Below are 20739 nucleotides of genomic sequence, written 5' to 3' on the forward strand. Positions count from 1 at the left end.
GGCGATCACATGTCTTGCGGATCCACGTCCAGCGACCAGCGCAGGCCGCGTCCATGGCGTTTGGCCGCCGCTTCCACCTGCGGCAGCAATGGGTTCAAAAAAGCGTGCAGCGCCTGCCGTTGCGGCGCTTCCAGCACCAGCTGGGCGCGTTCGCGATTGGCCAGCCGCGCCATCAGCGCCGGCGCCGGGCCGGCGATCAGCACCTCCGCCGCCAGCGGCTCGGCCAGCCGGCGCACTTCGGCCAGGAAGGCGGTGGCCAGTTCCAGACTGGGACTGTCGGCGCGCAACAGCGCTTGATAGGCGCAGGGCGGGAAGCCGGCGATGCGTCTCTCGTCCAGCAGGGTCTTGGCGTAGCCGTCGAAATCGTGGCGCGTCAGCGCTTGGTATAGCTCATGATCCGGCCACTGAGTCTGGATCAGCACTTCGCCGGGAGCGTCGGCGCGGCCGGCGCGGCCCGCCACTTGCATCAGCTGCGCGAACAAGCGCTCGGAGGCGCGGAAGTCCGCGGAGTACAGGCCGCCGTCCGCGCCCAGCGCCACCACCAGCGACAAGGTGCCGAAGTCGTGCCCCTTGGCCAGCATCTGGGTGCCCACCAGCATGTCCACCTCGCCTGCATGGACCTTGCGATAGATTTCGTCCCAGGCTTCCTTGCGGCTGGTGGTGTCGCGGTCTATGCGCAGGATGCGCGCCTCGGGAAACAAGCGCGTCAGCGCGGACTCCAGCCGCTGGGTGCCTTCGCCCAAGGGTTTGATGTCGGGATTGCCGCAATCCGGGCAGGCGCGCGGCACCGCTTCTTCCCAACCGCAATGGTGGCAGCGCAGCTTGCGCTCCAACAGATGAACCACCAGCTTGGCGGAGCAGCGCGGACAGCCGCTGGTCCAGCCGCAATCGGTGCAGGCCACCACCGGCGCGAAGCCGCGGCGGTTGATGAACACCAGGCTCATCTCGCCACGCGCCAGGCGTTGGCGCAGCGCCTGGATCACCGGCTCGGACAGGCCTTCGGCCAGCTTTTGCCTGCGCACGTCGACCAGCTTCACCTCCGGCAGCCGCGCCGCGCCGTGAGCGCGCCGGCTCAGGGACAGCCGGCGATAGCGGCCGGCCTCGACATTGGCCATGGTTTCCAGGCTGGGCGTGGCCGAGCCCAGCAGGATGGGCACGCCGGCCTGGCGCGCGCGCCAGATCGCCAGATCGCGCGCATGGTAGCGCAAGCCGTCCTGCTGCTTGAAGGAGCCGTCGTGCTCCTCGTCCACCACGATCAGGCCCAGGCGCGGCAGCGGCGTGAATACCGACAAGCGGGTGCCTATCATCACGTCGGCGCGCCCCTGCCAGCCGTCCAGCCAGCCCCTCAGACGCTCGCCGTCGGCCAGATGGCTGTGCTGCACCGCGATGCGGCTGTCCGGAAAGCGCTGGGTGAAGCGCGTGATCAGCTGCGGGGTCAGATTGATTTCCGGCACCAGCACCAGCACTTGGCGGCCGACGGCCAGCTGGTCGGCGATCAGCCGCAGATAGACTTCGGTCTTGCCGCTGCCGGTAATGCCGTGCAGCAACCAGGGCTGGTAGCCGGCCTGGCCGCGCAAGGCATCCAGCGCGGCCTGTTGTTCTTCGTTCAGTTCGGGACTGTCCGCCACCCGCAAGGGCGTGGCTTCCGGCTCCACGCGGCGGACCTTCTTGTCCGCCAGCCAGTCCGCCAGCACCTTGCCCGCCTGCGGCGTCACCACCTTGGCGGCGGCCAGCGTCAACGCGCCGTCCTGCAGCGCCTGCCACAGCGCCAAGCGGGCGCGCTGGCGGGCCGGCGGCGCTTCCGCCTCGCCTTGCGGCGTCAGCGCGTACGGCCGTTCATCCGGCAAGGCGATGTCCCGGGGCTCGCGCAAGCCGGTGGGCAAGGCGGTGAACAGCGCCTGCCCCAGCGGATGGTGGTAGTAATCGGCGGCGAAGCGGACCAGGGCCATAAAGTCCGCCGGCAGCGGCGGCAGTCCGCTCAGCACGCACTCCAGCGGCTTGAGCTTGGCCGGGTCGATACCCTGCTGAGGTATATCCGTGACAACCACGCCACACAGCCGGCGCGGCCCGAAGGAAACCGCCACTCTTTGCCCGGCCATGACAGACAACTGGGTCAGGTAACTGAACGTACCTGGCAGCGGCACGTCCACGGCCACTTGCACGATGCTTTGCTGCCCCATCCGGCGCGCCCCCGAAGACAAATGCTGTTGTGACAAGGCTTTGCGGCCACTGTACACAGATGCTGTGGATAACTTTGTGAACAAGCTGTCGCCTTGAGGTCGAAACGGCCCCAGATCAACATTTCCGTTAGATTGCGCAAAAATTAATCAATTATTTTTCTCTTTATTTTCAAAGACTTAAATTGATCAAAAAAACATGAGCAATCGGCTTGACAAGAACCTGAACTCTGACTAGCAAATGTGCATAACTCCGAGAACGACTACGGTTCGCCTTGTCAATATCCTTGTTCATCCCAGTGTAAAAATACAATCCGGCCGCAGGAGAACCATTGGCCGGACAGGTAAGGATACCCCGACGACGCGCGGACGGCCTCAGGGGAAAAGTTAAATTTTCTGTTGAAAAAACAAATCCTTTTCCGCCGGCCGCGCTAACAGCAGCTTGATGCCGGATTTAGACACTGATAAAGCCGGCTTTAATGCCCGCCGGCCCGCGCCAACTTGGTGCGCCCGCCGGGGGGTATCACGCCGGAACGGCAAAAACATGCCGCCGGCTTGGAAAGCGGTTTTTCAGCCCGCGGCATGGTAGGGGCGCGACAAGCGGTGCACCGCGTCCACCAAGGCTCCGGCATGCTCCGGTTTGACGTGCTGGGAGATGCCGTGGCCCAGATTGAAGACATGGCCGCTGCCGGCGCCGTAGCTGGCCAGGATGCGCGCCACTTCGCGCTCGATGGCGGCGGGCTCGGCGAACAGCGCGTTGGGATCGAAGTTGCCCTGCAAGGCCACCTTGTCGCCCACCCGGGCGCGCGCGGCACCCAGATCCGTGGTCCAGTCCAGGCCCACGCAGTCGGCGCCGATGGCCGCGATCTCTTCCAGCCACTGTCCGCCGCCCTTGGTGAACACGATCACCGGCACGCGGCGGCCGTCGGCCTCGCGCTTCAGTCCGGCGACGATCTGACGCATATAGGCCAGCGAGAATTCTCGATAAGCCGCCTGGGTCAGCGCCCCGCCCCAGGTGTCGAAAATCTGCACCGCCTGCGCGCCGGCGTCGATCTGGGCGTTCAGATAGTCGATCACCGTGCGGGCGTTCACGTCCAGGATATGGTGCAGCAGTTCCGGACGGCTGTAGAGCATAGCCTTGACGTGGCGGAAATCGTCGGAACCGCCGCCTTCTATCATGTAGCAGGCCAGGGTGAACGGGCTGCCGGAGAAGCCGATCAGCGGCACGCGGCCGTCCAGCGCCTTGCGGATGCTGGACACCGCGTCGAAGACGTAGCCCAGCTTGTCCAGCGCCGGCACCGTCAGCGCGCGGACGGCGGCTTCATCGCGCAAAGGACGCTCGAACTTCGGGCCCTCGCCTTCGGCGAAGTACAGGCCCAGGCCCATGGCGTCCGGCACGGTCAGGATGTCGGAAAATAGGATGGCGGCGTCCAGCGGGAAACGCTCCAGCGGCTGCAGGGTGACTTCGGTGGCGTAATCGGGACTGGTGCACAAACCCATGAAGCTGCCGGCCCGGCTGCGGGTGGCGCGGTACTCCGGCAAATAGCGGCCGGCCTGGCGCATCATCCAGATCGGGGTGTATTCGACGGGCTGGCCAAGCAGCGCGCGCAGGAAGGTATCGTTCTTGAGCTGGGTCATGCGGCAATCAGTCCTGAATGACGAAAAAATAGAGCGTCATTATACCCGAGTCCCCCGGCCCAGTCCCCCCGCTTGGCGGCGCGCCTCCGCGCGGCTAAGCTGTGCGCCATGAAGAAAACCGTACTCTTGTCCTGGAGCAGCGGCAAGGACAGCGCCTGGGCCTTGCATGTGCTGCGCCAAGATCCCGACGTCGAAGTCGTCGGCCTGTTCACCACCGTCAATCAGGCTTTCCAGCGCGTGGCCATGCACGCGGTGCGGGTGGAACTGCTGCAGGCGCAGGCCGCGGCGCTGGGTCTGCCGCTGCGCCAGCTGGCCATCCCCTACCCTTGCGGCAACGAGGATTACGCCAGCCGGATGGCCGACTTCGTCAACGCCTGCCGCGCAGACGGCGTCAGCCATATGGCCTTTGGCGATCTATTCCTGGAGGACGTGCGCGCCTACCGCGAGCAGAACCTGGCCGGCAGCGGCATCGCGCCGCTCTTCCCGCTGTGGGGCCTGCCCACCGCCGAGTTGGCGCAAACCATGCTGCGCAGCGGGCTCAAGGCCAGGCTGACCTGCCTGGACCCGCGCAAGCTGCCGCGCGAACTGGCTGGCCGCGAGTTCGGCCAGGCCTTGCTGGACGCGCTGCCGCCCGACGCCGACCCTTGCGGCGAATACGGCGAATTCCACTCCTTCGCCTGGGACGGCCCGATGTTCCTTCGCCCGGTGCCGCACGCGGTGGGCGAGACGGTGGAGCGGGACGGATTTGTATTCACGGACTTGCTGCCGCTGGACCCTCAACGCGGATAGAACCACAGCTCCTTGCGCTGCAGCGGCGTCTCCTTGGGCAGCAGGGGGTTGGGCAGCTCGATGATGCGCCGCTGCGCCAGGTTCAAGGCGCGCAGGCGCGGACCGTTGAAGCGCAGGAACAGCTTGTCGAAGCTGCCGTCCTTGATTGCGGCTTCCAGGCCCTGAGTCAGCGCCCGGGCCAACTCCGGCCGGCGCGGCGACACGAAGAAATAAAAAGCCGCCGGATAATGCAGCACAATGTAAGGGTCCAATACCAGGCCCTTGGCGGCGTCTGACTCCAGCTCCTGGCCCACCTCGATCACGCTGCGCGGGAAATAGTCGAAACGCCCCTGACGCAGCATGGCGAACAGCGGCAGGTACAAGGGGCTGGCCACCACCGGCAAACCGGCGGCGCGCAGAATCTGCGTATCCGGCCAATCCTGCCCTTGCCCGGCGCTCAGCGTCTTCAAATCCGCCAGCGTGAACGCCTTTTCAAACAGCCGGGCGCGCTTTTGCGACACCAGCGGCACGCGCCAGCCGATCAAGCCCTTGTACAGGGGAATCCGCACCGGCAGGGCCTTCTGTTCGCGCTCGCGGCTGCTCATGCCCCAGAACAGATCCACGCCGGCGTCGCCGTGCGCCATCTGCTCCAGCGCCCGCCCCTGATTCATGTCCAGCGCGCTGCTCAGCTCGCAACTGAGTTTGGCCTCGCTGCACGCCAGTTGCAGCAAAGCCTGCATATAGGGCAGATGCGGGTCTTGCTCTCCGGACACCAGCGCGTAGCGGATAGACAAAGTTTGCCCCTGCGCCGGCAGCGCCAGTACGCACAGCAGCAGCATCAAGATTCGCGTCAATGCGCGCCCTCCCGAGAAAACCCAGTTCATTATGGCCGCCGCTTAGACGCGGTTCAAAGTCAGCCGCGCTTCATTGAGCCGCTGCTTAGAGCCAGCCCAAGCCGCCCAGCAAAGCGCCGGCCGACAATAGCCACAAGGGATTGATCGCAGTGCGCCACGCCGTCAGCGCCACCGCGCCGCACAGCAGCCAAGCGCCCGCGTCGGCATTGGCCGCCTGGCTCAACAGCCAGGCGCTGGCCGCCACCAGTCCTATGGTCAGCGGCGCCAGTCCCCGTTGGATTGCCCGGGTCAGCGGCGCCTGCTGATAACGCTGCCACCAGCGCGCCACGTAATAACTCAACACCGACGACGGGCCGCAAATGCCGAGCATGCTGACCAGCGCGCCCGGCACCCCGGCCACCTGCCAGCCTATCAGACTGACCACCAGCACATTGGGGCCGGGCGCGGCCTGGGCGATGGCGAACAGCGCGGCGAACTCGCGCGCGTTCATCCAGCCCTGCTCCACCACCAGGCGTTGCAGCTCGGGTATCAGCACATTGGCGCCGCCCACCGCCATCAGCGACAACAAGGAAAACTGCCATAGCAGCGTCAGCAGTATCACGCGCCCTCCTTCGGCCGGTCGCGCCAGGCCAAGCCGATGGCGACGGGCGCCAGCAAGGCCAGCGACCACAGCAAGGGCAGTTGCAAGACGCCCAAGGCGCAGAAAGTCAGCGCCGCCACCAGCGCGCACCACAACTTGCGCTCGATGCGCGCCAGCAGCCGCAGCCCCATCGCCGCGATCAAGCCGGCGGCGGCGGAGGCCAGGCCGTGCAACACATTCTGCACCAGCGGCAGTTGCCGATAATGGCCGTAGAAGGACGCCAGCAGCAGCACGATGACCATGGGCGCCAGCAACAGGCCGGCGATGGCGGCCAAGGCTCCGCTCACGCCGTGAAAGCGGCTGCCCACCGCCACCGCGACATTGACGATATTGGGGCCGGGCAGCACTTGCCCCAGGCCCAGCACCACGGCGAAGTCCGCCTCGCTCAACCAATGACGGCGCAGCACCATCATCCGGTGCGCCTGCGGCAACACGCCGCCGAAACCGGTCAGCCCGATCGAGAAAAAACCGGCGAACAAATCACGCCGGCTGGGCGTCCGCACATCCGCTTCCATGCCCTTTCCCCTCGTCAAATCAGCCATGCGTCCACGCTACGCCGATGCGCGCCGCAGCTCAAACGAAAATCGCTGACAGGCCCTGTCAATAAAACTCACAGCGCGCCCAGGCGCTCCAGAATGAAGTCTATGAACACTCGCAGCTTGGGCAAAGGCCGGCGGTCCTGCAGATAAATCAAATGCATGGGCTTGGGCGGCGGCAAACAGCCCGGCAGCACCTCCACCAGCCGGCCGGCGGCCACATCGTCGCCCAGCAAGGCCTCGGCTTGCAGCACGATGCCGCCGCCGGCCAGCGCCACCATGCGCAGCGCCTGGCCGTGATTGGACTGAAAGCGGCTGGCGCGCGCCCACTCGCCTGCGCCCAGCAATTCCCAGCCATCGTCTTTGCGCCACAGCGAGAAACCCAGGCAATCATGCGCGGCCAGATCCGCCGGCGCGCGCGGCACGCCCTTGCGCGCCAGATAGGCGGGCGCCGCCGCCACCATCATCCGATAGGGCTGCAAGGGCCGCGCCACCAGGCCGGAGTCCGGCAGCCGGCCGATGCGAAAAGCGGCGTCGTAGCCGTCGGCCACCAAGTCGACCAGCTCGTCGGACAAACTCAGGTCCACGGTGATGTCCGGATAGGTTTGCATGAACTCGGCCAGCAGGCCGGCCAGGCGCAGAGAGCCGAAAGTCACCGAGGCGTTGACGCGCAGCACGCCGCGCGGCGCGCCGCTGATCAGTTCGGCCCCGCTTTCCGCCGCGCGGATTTCCGCCAGAATGGACTGGCAGCGCTGGAAATAGTGCGAGCCCAATTCGGTCAGTTGCTGGCGGCGGGTGGTGCGCGCCAGCAGCCGGCCGCCCAGCCGCTGCTCCAGGCTGGCGATATGCTTGCCCACCATAGGCTGGGACAAACCATGCGCCTCCGCCGCCGCGGTGAAGCTGCCGCGCTCCACCACCGCCACGAACAGCTCCATGCTCAATAGGCGATCCATGCCATTCATAACCCACAGTTTTCAATCTTGTTCATCTTAGCGGATTAATCAAGACGCCGCGCGGGCGCAAAATGGCCGGGTCTTGTACTTGTCCGGGAGATCCCCCATGAAAAAAATTCTCATCGTCGGCGCCCACGGCACGCTGGGCCAGGCCGTCAGCCAGGCGCTGTCCCATCATCAGCTGATCAAGGCCGGCAGCCGCCGCGGCGACACGCTGGTGAACCTGACCGACGGCGACAGCATTCGCGCGCTGTTCGAACGCATAGGCAAGGTGGACGCCATCATCAGCGCCACCGGCAAACTGCATTTCGGCCCCCTGGCGGAAATGAGCGCCGAGCAGTTCCGCGTCGGCCTCAAGGACAAGCTGATGGGCCAGGTGGAACTGGCCTTGATCGGCCAGCACTACCTGAACGCCGGCGGCTCCATCACGCTGACCAGCGGCATCGTCAGCGAGCAGCCCATCCGCTTCGGCAGCAACGCCAGCGCGGTGAACTCGGCGCTGGAAGGCTTTGTCCGCGGCGCGGCGGCGGAACTGGACGGCGGGCGTCGCATCAATGTGGTCAGCCCCAATGTGCTGCAAGAATCCTGGGAGCAGTACCGGGACTTCTTCCCCGGCTTCGAGGCGGTGCCGGCGGCGCGCGCGGCGCTGGCCTATGTGCGCAGCGTGGAGGGCGTGCAGACCGGTCAGACGCTGCGCGTCTGGTGAGCCCGGCGCCTTAGAAACCGTTCAATGTCGGTAGCGCGCCTGCGCTACGGCCTTGAACAGCGCCTTAGTCGTAAATCGTCAGCAATTCGGCCATTTCGCGCCTGCCGGCGCCGGACAGACAGGCGGCCTTCAGTTTGCCCAGCATCGCGGCGTCGCGCGCCAGCTCGCTGCGCTTGGACACGTAGAGCGCCATCGGTTCGTCGCCCTGCGCGTATTCGGTCAGATTGGGCAGGCTGCCGCCCATCTGCCGCAGCGCGTGGCCGCAGCCGGGACGCACGCACATCATCGCGTCCAGCCGGCCGGCTTGCAGCATGCGAAAACCCTGCGGCATGTCGGACACTTCCACCGGCGCTGCGCCGCTTTGGGCGATAAAGCCATCCAGGGTATGGGTGCCGCGCAGGACGCCCAGGCTGCGCTGGCGGAACCAAGACGGGCCGATAGGCGACACCAGGCCGCGGCGATGATAGAGCACGGAGATGCGGATCGACGCCGGCCGGCACAACTCCACGGCGAAACGCGAGCGCTCCGGCGAGGCGGTCACCAGCGCCAAGGCGTTGCGGCCCTGTTTCAGTTCTTCTATCACCCGAGGCAGAGGCCGAACGTCTTGGGTCAGCGCCAGCCCCGCCTGCCGCGCGACGAAGCGGATGAAACGCGGCGCCAGGCCGTCCTGGCTCGCGCCGTCGCCCCAGGGCCCGATGTCCTGGCTGGAAGAGTGGTAGCCGGCCGCCAGCGCGGGCAACGCCAGCCAGCCCGCCAACAGTCCCCGCCATCGCTTGGCCATGCCTTTCCCCTTGAGTTGAGACGCCGCGCCTAGCCTCACTATAGCCCGCAATGAAAAAGCCCCCGCAAGCAAGGCTCGCAGGGGCTTTCCTTCAAGCGGAACCGCCGACGCGGCCGCTCAGATGTCGGCCTCGACCGCGTTGCCGTTGGCCTCCATCCAGCTGCGGCGGCTGGACGCCTCGCCCTTGCCCATCAGCATGACGAAAGTGGACAGGGTCTGCTCCAGTTCGCCGACGCGCACGCGCACCTGCGACAGCCGGCGGGTGTCCGGGTTCATCGTAGTGTCCTTCAACTGCTCCGGGTTCATCTCGCCCAGGCCCTTGAATCGGGAAATGCTCCAGGCGTTTTCTCGCACGCCTTCGCTGCGCAGCCGGTCCAGAATGGCCGTCATCTCGCCTTCGTCCAGCGCGTACAGCTTGCGCGGAGGACGATGCTTGCCCTGCCCCGGCACGTCCACGCGGAACAGCGGCGGCTGGGCCACGTAGATGTTGCCGTTTTCGATCAAGCGCGGGAAATGGCGGAAGAACAGCGTCAGCAACAGCACCTGGATGTGGGAACCGTCCACGTCGGCGTCGGACAGGATGGCGATCTTGCCGTAACGCTGGCCGGACAGGTCAGGACGGTCGTTAGGGCCGTGCGGATCCACGCCGATGGCCACCGAGATGTCGTGAATCTCGGCATTGGAAAACAGCTGATCCTTGTCGGTTTCCCAGCTGTTGAGCACCTTGCCGCGCAAGGGCAGGATGGCCTGGTATTCCTTGTCGCGCGCCAACTTGGCGGAACCGCCGGCGGAATCGCCCTCCACCAGGAACAGCTCGTTGCGATCGATGTCCTCGCTCTCGCAATCGGTCAGCTTGCCGGGCAGCACCGCCACGCCGGAGCCTTTTTTCTTTTCCACCTTCTTCACCGACTTCAAGCGCGACTGCGCCTGGCGTATCGCCAGCTCGGCGATTTTCTTGCCGGACTCCACGTTCTGGTTCAGCCACAACTCCACCGGATCGCGCGCCAGGCCGGAAATCAGCTTCAAGGCGTCGCGGCTGGTCAGCTTGTCCTTGGTCTGCCCCTGAAACTGCGGGTCCAGCACGCGGGCGGACAATACGAAGCGCACGCGGCTCCACACGTCCTCGGCCATCAGCTTGACGCCGCGCGGCAACAGATTGTGGTGATCGATGAAGCTCTTCACCGCGTCGAACACGCCGGCGCGCAAGCCGGCCTCGTGAGTGCCTCCCACCGGGGTCGGAATCAGGTTGACGTAGCTTTCGCCGCTGGCGCCGTCTTCAAACCAGGCCATGGCCCACTGCGCGCCTTCCCCCTTGGCGAACTGCTCGTGATCATCGCCGATATAGGCTTCGCCGGCGAACAAGGGCGCCACCGGCTCGTCGCCGTTGCACAGTTCCGCCAGATAGCTCTTCAAGCCCTCCGGGTACTGCCAAACCTTGACTTCGTCGCCGCTGGGGCGCTCCACCACCAGGGTAACCGCCACGCCGGGCAGCAACACCGCCTTGGCGCGCAGCAGACGCTCCAACTCCGGCAAGGAGTAGCGCGGGCTTTCAAAATACTTGCCGTCCGGCCACACCCTGACCCGGGTGCCGCTGGTGCGCGGGCCGCAATCCGCCACCCGAGCCAGCGGCTCGATGACGTCGCCGCCGGAAAACACCAGGCGGTGCACGCCGCCCTCGCGCTTGACCTCCACCTCCAGCCGGGTGGACAGCGCATTGGTCACCGATACGCCGACGCCATGCAAACCGCCGGAGAAGGCGTAGGCGCCGCCGTCCTTCTTGTTGAATTTGCCGCCGGCGTGCAAGCGGGTGAACACCAGTTCCAGCACCGGCACGCCTTCTTGCGGATGCAGGCCGACCGGAATGCCGCGGCCGTCGTCTTCCACCGACAGCGAGCCGTCCTGATGCACCGTCACCGCGATCTTGCGCGCAAAGCCGCCTAGCGCCTCGTCGGCGGCGTTGTCTATCACTTCCTGGCAAATATGGGTGGGGTCGGTGGTGCGGGTATACATCCCCGGCCGTTCCTTGACCGGCTCCAAGCCTTTCAGCACCCGTACCGACGACTCATCGTATTGTTGCGTCATGTTTGAATCTTGTTGCTCAGCAAATTACGCCAAACGCCGCGGCCAAGGCCGCGGCGCAAAAAAAGACAGCGGGCCAGGCCCGCCGTGTCGCTTCGAGGCCGCGCGCGCAGACGCCGCCGCCCGGCGGCGCGTCAATGCGGCTCCTGGGCGCGGCCAAGCCGGGCCAGATAGGCCTCCCGACTCTCCACCCCGCGCAGGAAGCGCGACAACTCGGCCAGCGCGCGCTCGTACACCTCGCGCTTGAACTCGATCACCGCGTCCACCGGCGCCCAGTATTCGTTCCAGCGCCAGCCGTCAAACTCCGGGTGGCTGCTGGCGCGCAGGCAGACATCGCACTCGCGCCCCACCAGCTTCAGCAGAAACCAAATCTGCTTCTGCCCCTTGTAACTGCCGCGCCACTCCCGACGCACCCAATTGGTGGGCACCTCGTAGCGCATCCAGTCGCGGGTGCGTCCCAGTATTTTCACATGTTGCGGCAGCAAACCCACCTCTTCCAGCAGCTCGCGATACATCGCGGCTTCCGGACTTTCGCCTGGCTTGATTCCGCCTTGCGGAAACTGCCAGGAATGCTCTCGCACTCGCTTGCCCCAGAACACCTCATTTTTGCCGTTGATGAGGATGATTCCGACATTGGGGCGGTATCCGTCCCGGTCCAGCATTGGAAAACCTGCAATTCATCTAGTTGAACGAATTTTTGCACATTTCGCCCCGCCTTGCCATGGACTCTATCGCCGGCCCGGCAAAGGCCCGACTTCGTCCGGAACTGCGCTGGCGCAAGGATTGCGCAGGCGCGGACTCCCCCAAGAGGCGAAAACGATGCTACGATTCCACGATTAAACGTCAAACCCAACGCTTACATGGCATTTCTGCTAAAAAGATCGTTGCTGGCCCAGCTGCCCAAGCTTCGCCTGCAAGCCGACGCCATCACCACCCTGCACCAGACCGCAGACTTCCGTCTTAGCCTGCTGGAAGCGATCGCGCAGGCCCGGCACCGCATTTATATCGCCGCGCTCTATCTGGAGCACGACGAGGCCGGTCAGGAAGTGCTGGACGCGCTGTTCGCCGCCAAACAACGCCAGCCCCAGCTGGACATCCGCGTGATGGTGGACTGGCACCGCGCCCAGCGCGGGCGCATCGGCGAGAGCCAGGACAGCTGCAACGCCTCCTGGTATCGGGCCCAGGCGCTGCGGCACAGCGTTGACGTGCCCGTCTACGGCATTCCGGTGCAAACCCGCGAGTTGTTCGGCGTGCTGCACCTCAAAGGCCTGATTGTCGACGATCAGGTGCTGTACAGCGGCGCCAGCATCAACAACGTCTACTTGCACAAGCTGGACAAATACCGTTTCGACCGCTACCACCTGATCCGCAACCAGGCGCTGGCGGACGTCATGGCCGACTATATGCACGAGCAGTTCTTCAACGACCCCGCCGTCTTCCGGCTCGACAAGCCGGCGCCGGCCACCCGCAGCATCCGCAAGGAAATCCGCGTCTTCCGCGACAAGATCAGCCATAGCCAATACCGGATTGAAAACCAGGCCGGCGCGGAAGACGAGCTCAGCGTCAGCCCGATTGTCGGCATCGGCAAGGGCAACGCGCTCAACCGGGTGATTCTGGAACTGATTGCCAACACCCGCAGCTCGCTGTTCATCTGCACCCCCTATTTCAACTTTCCGCGGCCGGTGGTGCTCGCCATCAGCAAGGCGCTGCGCCGCGGCGTGCAGATCGACATCGTCGTCGGCGACAAGACCGCAAACGACTTCTACATTCCGCCCAGCGAGCCCTTCCGCGTCATCGGCGCGCTGCCCTATCTCTACGAAATGAATTTGCGCCGCTTCGCCAAGCGCCAACGCCATTACATCGGCACCGGCCAGTTGCGCGTGCACCAGTGGAAGGACGGGGACAACACCTATCACCTCAAAGGCATGTTCAGCGACCAGCGGCACATGCTGCTGACCGGCAACAACCTCAATCCGCGCGCCTTCCGCCTGGACATGGAAAACGCCTTGCTGATCAGCGACCCCAAGGCCGAACTCAAGCACCAGAACCAACAGGAACAGGAAAACATCCTGCGCCACAGCCGGCAGCTGCTGCACTACCGCGAGCTGGAAGACGTGCGCACCTATCCCGAGCAAATCAAGAAGCTGCTGACCCGTCTGAGCCGCGTGCGCATCGACCGCATGCTCAACCTGATGCTGTAAACGGTTCAAGGCGCGCTAAAACGCCGCCGTTCCCCGCCGGCATCGGCCCATATGCTAAAAAGATGAAAACGCTTAGCAAAACATGGAGCCCCCGATGCCGGCCATCAAGATCGACACCCAAAACCTGAGCATCAGCCGCGATCTGTCGGAAAAGTGGCAGCAGGTGCTGGATCTGCTGGCCAAAATCGTCGACATCCCCGCCGCGCTGATCATGCAAAAGCAGGCTCCGCGCATCAAGGTCTTCCTCTCCAGCCATAGCCAAGGCAACCCCTACGAAGAAGACGAGCTGGCCGACCTCAACACCGGCCTGTATTGCGAGACCGTGATGAGCAGCCGCAGAGAGCTGCTGGTGCCCAACGCCTTGAAAGACCCGGACTGGGATCACAATCCCGACATCAAGCTGGGCATGATCTCCTACCTGGGCATGCCGCTGATCTGGCCCAATCAGGACGTGTTCGGCACCATTTGCGTGCTCGACCGGGCCGAAAATCCCTATAGCCAGACCCACAAACAATTGCTCGGCCAATTCCGCGCCATGGTGGAGCGCGATCTGCACCAGGTGTATCACGATCAGGCCAGGGAACAGGAAGACGCCATCCTGCGCGCGGACGAGGCCGAGCGGGTCAGGCGGGAGTTCGAATCTTTGCGAGCCGGGGAGCAAAAAGCGCTGCAGGCGCTGCGTGAAAGCGAGGAGCGCTGGCATTTCGCGCTGGAAGGCGCCGGCGACGGCGTCTGGGACTGGAATATCGCCGGCGACACCGTCTTTCTGTCCTCCCGCTGCCGACAACTGCTGGGACTGGACGAGCGGGACAGCGAGGCGTTCAAGCTGTGGCAAACCGGCATTCACCCCGACGACCTGCCCGATGTAGAGGCCGCGATCAGCCGCTACCTGCGCCAACCGGAAGGGTCTTTCACCTCGGAACACCGTTTCCGCTCGCAAGACGGCTGGATATGGCTGCTGAGCCGCGGCATGGTGGTGGGCCGCGACGAGCAGGGACGGCCCTCGCGCATGATAGGCACCTACTCCGACATCAGCCGGCGCAAACAGGCGGAATCCGAGCTGCAGCAACTCAACAGCCACCTGGAAGAACGCGTTGCCAAGCGCAGCGCCGAGCTCAAGCAAGCCATGCAGCAAATCAGCATCGCGGAAAAACAGACTGCGCTCGCCCGCATGGTCGCCGGCATGGCGCACGAATTGAACACCCCGATAGGAAATATCCTGCTCAGCGCCTCGGTCTTGCACGCAGACCTCAAGTCCATCATTCAAGCCGATGAAGCCAAACAGCTCTCGCGCGGCAATCTGCAAGATTTTCTGCGCAAGACAGTCGAAACCAGCGAACTGCTGCAAAGAAACAGCGAGCTGGCCGGCGACCTGATCGGCCGCTTCAAGCTGATCGCCTCCGATCAACTCACGCAGCCCAAGCGCGCCTTCAAGCCCGCTCAAACCCTCGCCCAACTAACGCGAGCCTTGCTGCCGCCGGAGCACTATCCGGACATCCGACTGACGCTGGAAGCGCCGCAAGACCTGCAAATCGAGAATTATCCAGGCGCTTTAGAGCAACTCCTGTCCCACTTGATCGCCAACAGCCTCGCCCACGGCTTTGACGGGCATGATCGCGGCCATATCGACATCCGGCTGCAAGCGCAGGAAGATGCCCTGCTGCTCTGCTATTCAGACAACGGCAAGGGCATCGAGCCGGAGCTGCAACACAAGGTGTTCGACCCCTTCTTCACCACGCAAATGGGACAAAGCGGCTTGGGACTGGGGCTGGCCATGGTGCACAACATCGTGCACACCATCCTGAAAGGCGACATCCGGCTGGACAGCGCGCTAGGACAAGGCGCTAGCTTCACCATCCGCTTCCCGCCCAACCAACGCTGAGGCCACCAGGCGAAAATCCATAAAAAAAGCCTCCCTTTGGGGGAGGCTTCCGTGTCGCCGTTCAACAGCACAATGCATAAAGCCCAGCTCGTGTGAGCTGGGCTTTGCAATGGGGCGTCTGGCGGTGTCCTACTTTCACATGGCGAATGCCACACTATCATCGGCGCTAAGGCGTTTCACGGTCCTGTTCGGGATGGGAAGGCGTGGGACCACCTCGCTATGGCCACCAGACATAAACTGGTACAAACTTGAAGAAGCCTGGGATGGTCTACACCACCCCACATATATTCGGTATTCAATTGTGTCGCACAACACTATCTCGTCGCTCAGTTTCCCAAGCCACTCAAATGATAGGATCAAGCCTCACGAGCAATTAGTATCGGTTAGCTTAACGCCTCACAGCGCTTCCACACCCGACCTATCAACGTCCTGGTCTCGAACGACTCTTCAGGAGGGTCAAGCCCTCAGGGAAGTCTCATCTTCAGGCGAGTTTCCCGCTTAGATGCTTTCAGCGGTTATCTCTTCCGCACTTAGCTACCCGGCAATGCGACTGGCGTCACAACCGGTACACCAGAGGTGCGTCCACTCCGGTCCTCTCGTACTAGGAGCAGCCCCCGTCAAACTTCCAACGCCCACTGCAGATAGGGACCAAACTGTCTCACGACGTTTTGAACCCAGCTCACGTACCACTTTAAATGGCGAACAGCCATACCCTTGGGACCGGCTACAGCCCCAGGATGTGATGAGCCGACATCGAGGTGCCAAACACCGCCGTCGATGTGAACTCTTGGGCGGTATCAGCCTGTTATCCCCGGAGTACCTTTTATCCGTTGAGCGATGGCCCTTCCATTCAGAACCACCGGATCACTATGTCCTGCTTTCGCACCTGCTCGACTTGTCGGTCTCGCAGTTAAGCTACCTTTTGCCATTGCACTATCAGCACGATTTCCGACCGTACCTAGGTAACCTTCGAACTCCTCCGTTACACTTTGGGAGGAGACCGCCCCAGTCAAACTGCCTACCATGCACTGTCCCCAATCCGGATCACGGACCAAGGTTAGAACCTCAAACACACCAGGGTGGTATTTCAAGGACGGCTCCATGAGAACTAGCGTTCCCACTTCATAGCCTCCCACCTATCCTACACAAGTCTGTTCAAAGTCCAATGCAAAGCTACAGTAAAGGTTCACGGGGTCTTTCCGTCTAGCAGCGGGGAGATTGCATCTTCACAAACACTTCAACTTCGCTGAGTCTCAGGAGGAGACAGTGTGGCCATCGTTACGCCATTCGTGCGGGTCGGAACTTACCCGACAAGGAATTTCGCTACCTTAGGACCGTTATAGTTACGGCCGCCGTTTACTGGGGCTTCGATCAAGAGCTTGCACCCCATCACTTAACCTTCCAGCACCGGGCAGGCGTCACACCGTATACGTCCACTTTCGTGTTGGCACAGTGCTGTGTTTTTGTTAAACAGTCGCAGCCACCGATTCTCTGCGACCTCTCAAAGCTCCTCCCGCAGGGGATTCACTCTAAGAGGCATACCTTCTCCCGAAGTTACGGTATCAATTTGCCGAGTTCCTTCTCCTGAGTTCTCTCAAGCGCCTTAGAATTCTCATCCTGCCCACCTGTGTCGGTTTGCGGTACGGTTCTTATGCAGCTGAAGCTTAGTGGCTTTTCCTGGAAGCGTGGTATCAGTCACTTCAGGTCCGTAGACCCTCGTCATCACGTCTCGGCCTTAAGGGGCGGCGGATTTGCCTACCACCCCAGCCTACCGGCTTAAACAGACTATTCCAACAGTCTGATGACCTAACCTTCTCCGTCCCCACATCGCACTGCATAAAAGTACGGGAATTTTAACCCGTTTCCCATCGACTACGCTTTTCAGCCTCGCCTTAGGGGCCGACTCACCCTACGCCGATGAACGTTGCGTAGGAAACCTTGGGCTTTCGGCGAGCGGGCTTTTCACCCGCTTTATCGCTACTCATGTCAGCATTCGCACTTCTGATATCTCCAGCATCCCTTACGAGACACCTTCACAGACCTACAGAACGCTCCCCTACCATCTGCACTTACGTGCAAATCCGCAGCTTCGGTTATCAGTTTGAGCCCCGTTACATCTTCCGCGCAGGACGACTCGACCAGTGAGCTATTACGCTTTCTTTAAATGATGGCTGCTTCTAAGCCAACATCCTGGCTGTCTATGCCTTCCCACCTCGTTTACCACTTAACTGATCATTTGGGACCTTAGCTGGCGGTCTGGGTTGTTTCCCTCTTGACGATGGACGTTAGCACCCACCGTCTGTCTCCCATGCTCGCACTTTCCGGTATTCAGAGTTTGCCATGGTTTGGTAAATCGCAATGACCCCCTAGCCATAACAGTGCTTTACCCCCGGAAGTGATACATGAGGCACTACCTAAATAGTTTTCGGGGAGAACCAGCTATCTCCGAGTTTGTTTAGCCTTTCACCCCTATCCACAGCTCATCCCCTAGTTTTGCAACACTAGTGGGTTCGGACCTCCAGTGCGTGTTACCGCACCTTCATCCTGGCCATGGATAGATCACTCGGTTTCGGGTCTACGCCCAGCAACTAAAGCGCCCTATTCGGACTCGGTTTCCCTACGCCTCCCCTATTCGGTTAAGCTCGCTACTGAACGTAAGTCGCTGACCCATTATACAAAAGGTACGCAGTCACGGAACAAGTCCGCTCCCACTGTTTGTATGCATCCGGTTTCAGGTTCTATTTCACTCCCCTCCCGGGGTTCTTTTCGCCTTTCCCTCACGGTACTGGTTCACTATCGGTCGATCATGAGTATTTAGCCTTGGAGGATGGTCCCCCCATCTTCAGACAGGATTTCTCGTGTCCCGCCCTACTTATCGTACGCCTAGTCCTTGGAATGCGTTTTCGTGTACGGGGCTATCACCCACTATGGCGGTCCTTTCCATGAACCTTCCACTAACACAATCCATAACACGTACAGGCTCTTCCGCGTTCGCTCGCCACTACTAACGGAATCTCGGTTGATTTCTTTTCCTGCAGCTACTTAGATGTTTCAGTTCGCTGCGTTCGCCTCCTCAGACCTATGGATTCAGTCTGGGATCTCCTTGCGGAGGGGTTTCCCCATTCGGACATCGCGGGATCAAAGCTCTATTGCCAGCTCCCCCGCGCTTTTCGCAGGCTTACACGTCCTTCTTCGCCTATGATCGCCAAGGCATCCACCAGATGCACTTAGTCGCTTGACCCTATCATTTCAGTAACCTGGATCACCAAAACAACAAGTGTGTTTGTGCGACGACTACACCGCCCCTTTTGATATGGCGACGCAGCCTAGATACAATCAAATACCCAAGATGACGATCCGTCCGCGTAAAGAGTTAACTCTACGCTTCCTTCTCGCCGTCTTTATATATTCGGCTTCTTCAGTTTGTTAAAGATCGGGCGTTAAAAATACAACGCAAACACAATCAAGCTATCTTGCAAACTCGCTTGTGTTTGAGTTGTGGTGGAGGATGACGGGATCGAACCGACGACCCCCTGCTTGCAAAGCAGGTGCTCTCCCAACTGAGCTAATCCCCCTCTAAACCTGAAATGCCGCGTTGAAACGCGCCTCGTGTGCATCAGCACACTTCGCCGCCTTTCGCCTTGCCTTTCAGCTTTATTTGTGCGGCCGGATCACTCCGACAACAGAAATTCTGGTGGGTCTGGTTGGACTCGAACCAACGACCCCCGCCTTATCAAGACGGTGCTCTAACCAGCTGAGCTACAAACCCATTTCTTGTTCAGCCATCGCTGGCTGACGCCCTTAACTACAAATAACCGATAGGCTGTAAGTACTCGATCAACAACCTTCTCTAGAAAGGAGGTGATCCAGCCGCAGGTTCCCCTACGGCTACCTTGTTACGACTTCACCCCAGTCATGAATCCCACCGTGGTAAGCGGCCTCCTTACGGTTAGCCTACCCACTTCTGGTGAAACTCACTCCCATGGTGTGACGGGCGGTGTGTACAAGACCCGGGAACGTATTCACCGCAGCATGCTGATCTGCGATTACTAGCGATTCCGACTTCACGCACTCGAGTTGCAGAGTGCGATCCGGACTACGATCGGTTTTATGAGATTGGCTCCACCTCGCGGCTTCGCGACCCTCTGTACCGACCATTGTATGACGTGTGAAGCCCTGGTCATAAGGGCCATGAGGACTTGACGTCATCCCCACCTTCCTCCGGTTTGTCACCGGCAGTCCCATTAGAGTGCCCAACTTAATGATGGCAACTAATGGCAAGGGTTGCGCTCGTTGCGGGACTTAACCCAACATCTCACGACACGAGCTGACGACAGCCATGCAGCACCTGTGTTAACGCTCCCTTTCGGGCACCGCCACATCTCTGCGGCGTTCGTTACATGTCAAGACCAGGTAAGGTTTTTCGCGTTGCATCGAATTAATCCACATCATCCACCGCTTGTGCGGGTCCCCGTCAATTCCTTTGAGTTTTAACCTTGCGGCCGTACTCCCCAGGCGGTCAACTTCTCGCGTTAGCTACGCTACCAAGGATTCAAACCCCCAACAGCTAGTTGACATCGTTTAGGGCGTGGACTACCAGGGTATCTAATCCTGTTTGCTCCCCACGCTTTCGTGCATGAGCGTCAGTGTCATCCCAGGGGGCTGCCTTCGCCATCGGTATTCCTCCGCATCTCTACGCATTTCACTGCTACACGCGGAATTCTACCCCCCTCTGACGCACTCTAGTCGTGCAGTCTCCAATGCCGTTCCCAGGTTAAGCCCGGGGCTTTCACATCAGACTTGCACAACCGCCTGCGCACGCTTTACGCCCAGTAATTCCGATTAACGCTTGCACCCTACGTATTACCGCGGCTGCTGGCACGTAGTTAGCCGGTGCTTATTCTTCCGGTACTCTCAGACCCAGCGGTTATTAACCACTAGGATTTGCTCCCGGACAAAAGTCCTTTACAACCCGAAGGCCTTCTTCAGACACGCGGCATGGCTGGATCAGGCTTGCGCCCATTGTCCAAAATTCCCCACTGCTGCCTCCCGTAGGAGTCTGGGCCGTGTCTCAGTCCCAGTGTGGCGGATCATCCTCTCAGACCCGCTACTGATCGACGCCTTGGTGAGCCTTTACCTCACCAACTAGCTAATCAGACATCGGCTGCTCGTATAACGTGAGGCCTTACGGTCCCCCACTTTCCCCCTCAGGGCGTATGCGGTATTAATCCGGCTTTCGCCGAGCTATCCCCCATTACACGGTACATTCCGATGCATTACTCACCCGTTCGCCACTCGTCAGCGGTGCAAGCACCCTGTTACCGTTCGACTTGCATGTGTAAAGCATGCCGCCAGCGTTCAATCTGAGCCAGGATCAAACTCTTCAGTTCAATTCCAAGCAAATTTTCTGGCACGCAAGATCAAAGAAACATCGAGACATTTCTCGTCTTGCAGTGCAAGTGTTTGGTCATCGACCGAGCACTTACACCTATCGGTTATTCGTTCTGTTAAAGATCGGTGCAGG

The 20739-nt window shown here is 61.7% G+C and carries 13 protein-coding genes, 2 tRNA genes and 3 rRNA genes; 4 read left to right on the forward strand and 14 right to left on the reverse strand.

Going from position 1 to position 20739, the window contains the following annotated elements; genetic code table 11:
• Positions 1–5: 5 nt before the first annotated feature.
• Together AB1Z25_RS16715 and hemE are read right to left on the reverse strand one after the other, a co-directional pair.
• The gene (locus AB1Z25_RS16715) at positions 6–2180 is read right to left on the reverse strand and encodes a primosomal protein N' (protein WP_486635739.1); all 2175 of its coding nucleotides are present in this window, start codon (positions 2178–2180) and stop codon (positions 6–8) included.
• A 567-nt stretch (positions 2181–2747) separates the two neighbouring features.
• A complete protein-coding gene (hemE, locus tag AB1Z25_RS16720) occupies positions 2748–3815 on the reverse strand; it encodes a uroporphyrinogen decarboxylase (protein WP_227104671.1) in 1068 nt (355 codons plus the stop codon).
• 108 nt (positions 3816–3923) lie between these two features.
• Between hemE and AB1Z25_RS16725 the strand changes: the two genes are divergently transcribed.
• A complete protein-coding gene (locus AB1Z25_RS16725; RefSeq protein ID WP_107800327.1) occupies positions 3924–4604 on the forward strand; it encodes a Dph6-related ATP pyrophosphatase in 681 nt (226 codons plus the stop codon).
• Here the strand turns inward: AB1Z25_RS16725 and AB1Z25_RS16730 are convergent.
• The 4 genes from AB1Z25_RS16730 to AB1Z25_RS16745 form a co-directional block, all read right to left on the reverse strand.
• Positions 4592–5437: a substrate-binding periplasmic protein gene (locus AB1Z25_RS16730; protein ID WP_199225917.1), complete on the reverse strand. Its 846-nt coding sequence runs from the start codon at positions 5435–5437 to the stop codon at positions 4592–4594. The two genes, AB1Z25_RS16725 and AB1Z25_RS16730, sit on opposite strands and share 13 nt — an antisense overlap.
• Before the next feature lie 85 nt (positions 5438–5522).
• Positions 5523–6038, reverse strand: a complete 516-nt coding sequence (locus tag AB1Z25_RS16735; RefSeq protein WP_227104672.1) for a chromate transporter — start codon at positions 6036–6038, stop codon at positions 5523–5525.
• Positions 6035–6592 (reverse strand): chromate transporter, encoded by a 558-nt coding sequence (locus AB1Z25_RS16740; protein WP_107800329.1) that lies wholly within the window; start codon positions 6590–6592, stop codon positions 6035–6037. The genes AB1Z25_RS16735 and AB1Z25_RS16740 overlap by 4 nt, the downstream gene beginning before the upstream one ends.
• 95 nt (positions 6593–6687) lie before the next feature.
• Positions 6688–7566, reverse strand: a complete 879-nt coding sequence (locus AB1Z25_RS16745) for a LysR family transcriptional regulator (RefSeq protein ID WP_227104674.1) — start codon at positions 7564–7566, stop codon at positions 6688–6690.
• A 106-nt stretch (positions 7567–7672) separates the two neighbouring features.
• On the opposite strand from AB1Z25_RS16745, the gene AB1Z25_RS16750 reads away from it, so the two are divergent.
• Positions 7673–8272, forward strand: coding sequence for a short chain dehydrogenase (locus tag AB1Z25_RS16750; RefSeq protein ID WP_486635740.1), 600 nt, complete (start codon positions 7673–7675; stop codon positions 8270–8272).
• Positions 8273–8336: 64 nt separating this feature from the next.
• Here AB1Z25_RS16750 and AB1Z25_RS16755 read toward each other — a convergent pair whose 3' ends face one another.
• From AB1Z25_RS16755 to AB1Z25_RS16765, 3 genes are all read right to left on the reverse strand, one after another.
• Positions 8337–9053: a substrate-binding periplasmic protein gene (locus AB1Z25_RS16755; protein WP_486635741.1), complete on the reverse strand. Its 717-nt coding sequence runs from the start codon at positions 9051–9053 to the stop codon at positions 8337–8339.
• A gap of 117 nt (positions 9054–9170) precedes the next feature.
• Complete coding sequence (gene parE, locus AB1Z25_RS16760) at positions 9171–11135, reverse strand: DNA topoisomerase IV subunit B (protein ID WP_107800332.1); 1965 nt, start codon at positions 11133–11135, stop codon at positions 9171–9173.
• 131 nt (positions 11136–11266) lie between these two features.
• Positions 11267–11794, reverse strand: a complete 528-nt coding sequence (locus AB1Z25_RS16765; RefSeq protein WP_019103838.1) for an RNA pyrophosphohydrolase — start codon at positions 11792–11794, stop codon at positions 11267–11269.
• Positions 11795–11992: 198 nt separating this feature from the next.
• Here AB1Z25_RS16765 and pssA point away from each other — a divergent pair, with 198 nt between their 5' ends.
• Together pssA and AB1Z25_RS16775 are read left to right on the forward strand one after the other, a co-directional pair.
• Positions 11993–13333: a CDP-diacylglycerol--serine O-phosphatidyltransferase gene (gene pssA / locus AB1Z25_RS16770; protein ID WP_227104680.1), complete on the forward strand. Its 1341-nt coding sequence runs from the start codon at positions 11993–11995 to the stop codon at positions 13331–13333.
• Between the two features lie 94 nt (positions 13334–13427).
• Positions 13428–15215 carry a GAF domain-containing sensor histidine kinase gene (locus tag AB1Z25_RS16775; RefSeq protein WP_486635742.1) on the forward strand — a complete coding sequence of 596 codons (1788 nt, stop codon included), beginning with the start codon at positions 13428–13430 and terminating at the stop codon, positions 15213–15215.
• Between the two features lie 116 nt (positions 15216–15331).
• Here the strand turns inward: AB1Z25_RS16775 and rrf are convergent.
• From rrf to AB1Z25_RS16800, 5 genes are all read right to left on the reverse strand, one after another.
• Positions 15332–15446: ribosomal RNA gene (gene rrf / locus AB1Z25_RS16780) — 5S ribosomal RNA — on the reverse strand.
• Positions 15447–15567: 121 nt separating this feature from the next.
• A 23S ribosomal RNA gene (locus tag AB1Z25_RS16785) occupies positions 15568–18456 on the reverse strand.
• A 258-nt stretch (positions 18457–18714) separates the two neighbouring features.
• Positions 18715–18790: transfer RNA gene (locus tag AB1Z25_RS16790), tRNA-Ala, on the reverse strand.
• Between the two features lie 117 nt (positions 18791–18907).
• Positions 18908–18984, reverse strand: a tRNA-Ile gene (locus AB1Z25_RS16795).
• 85 nt (positions 18985–19069) lie between these two features.
• Positions 19070–20605: ribosomal RNA gene (locus AB1Z25_RS16800) — 16S ribosomal RNA — on the reverse strand.
• The 16S, 23S and 5S rRNA genes sit together here with 2 tRNA genes alongside, the layout of an rRNA operon.
• Positions 20606–20739 lie beyond the last annotated feature (134 nt).

The organism is Chromobacterium sp. HL1, from assembly GCF_057418835.1.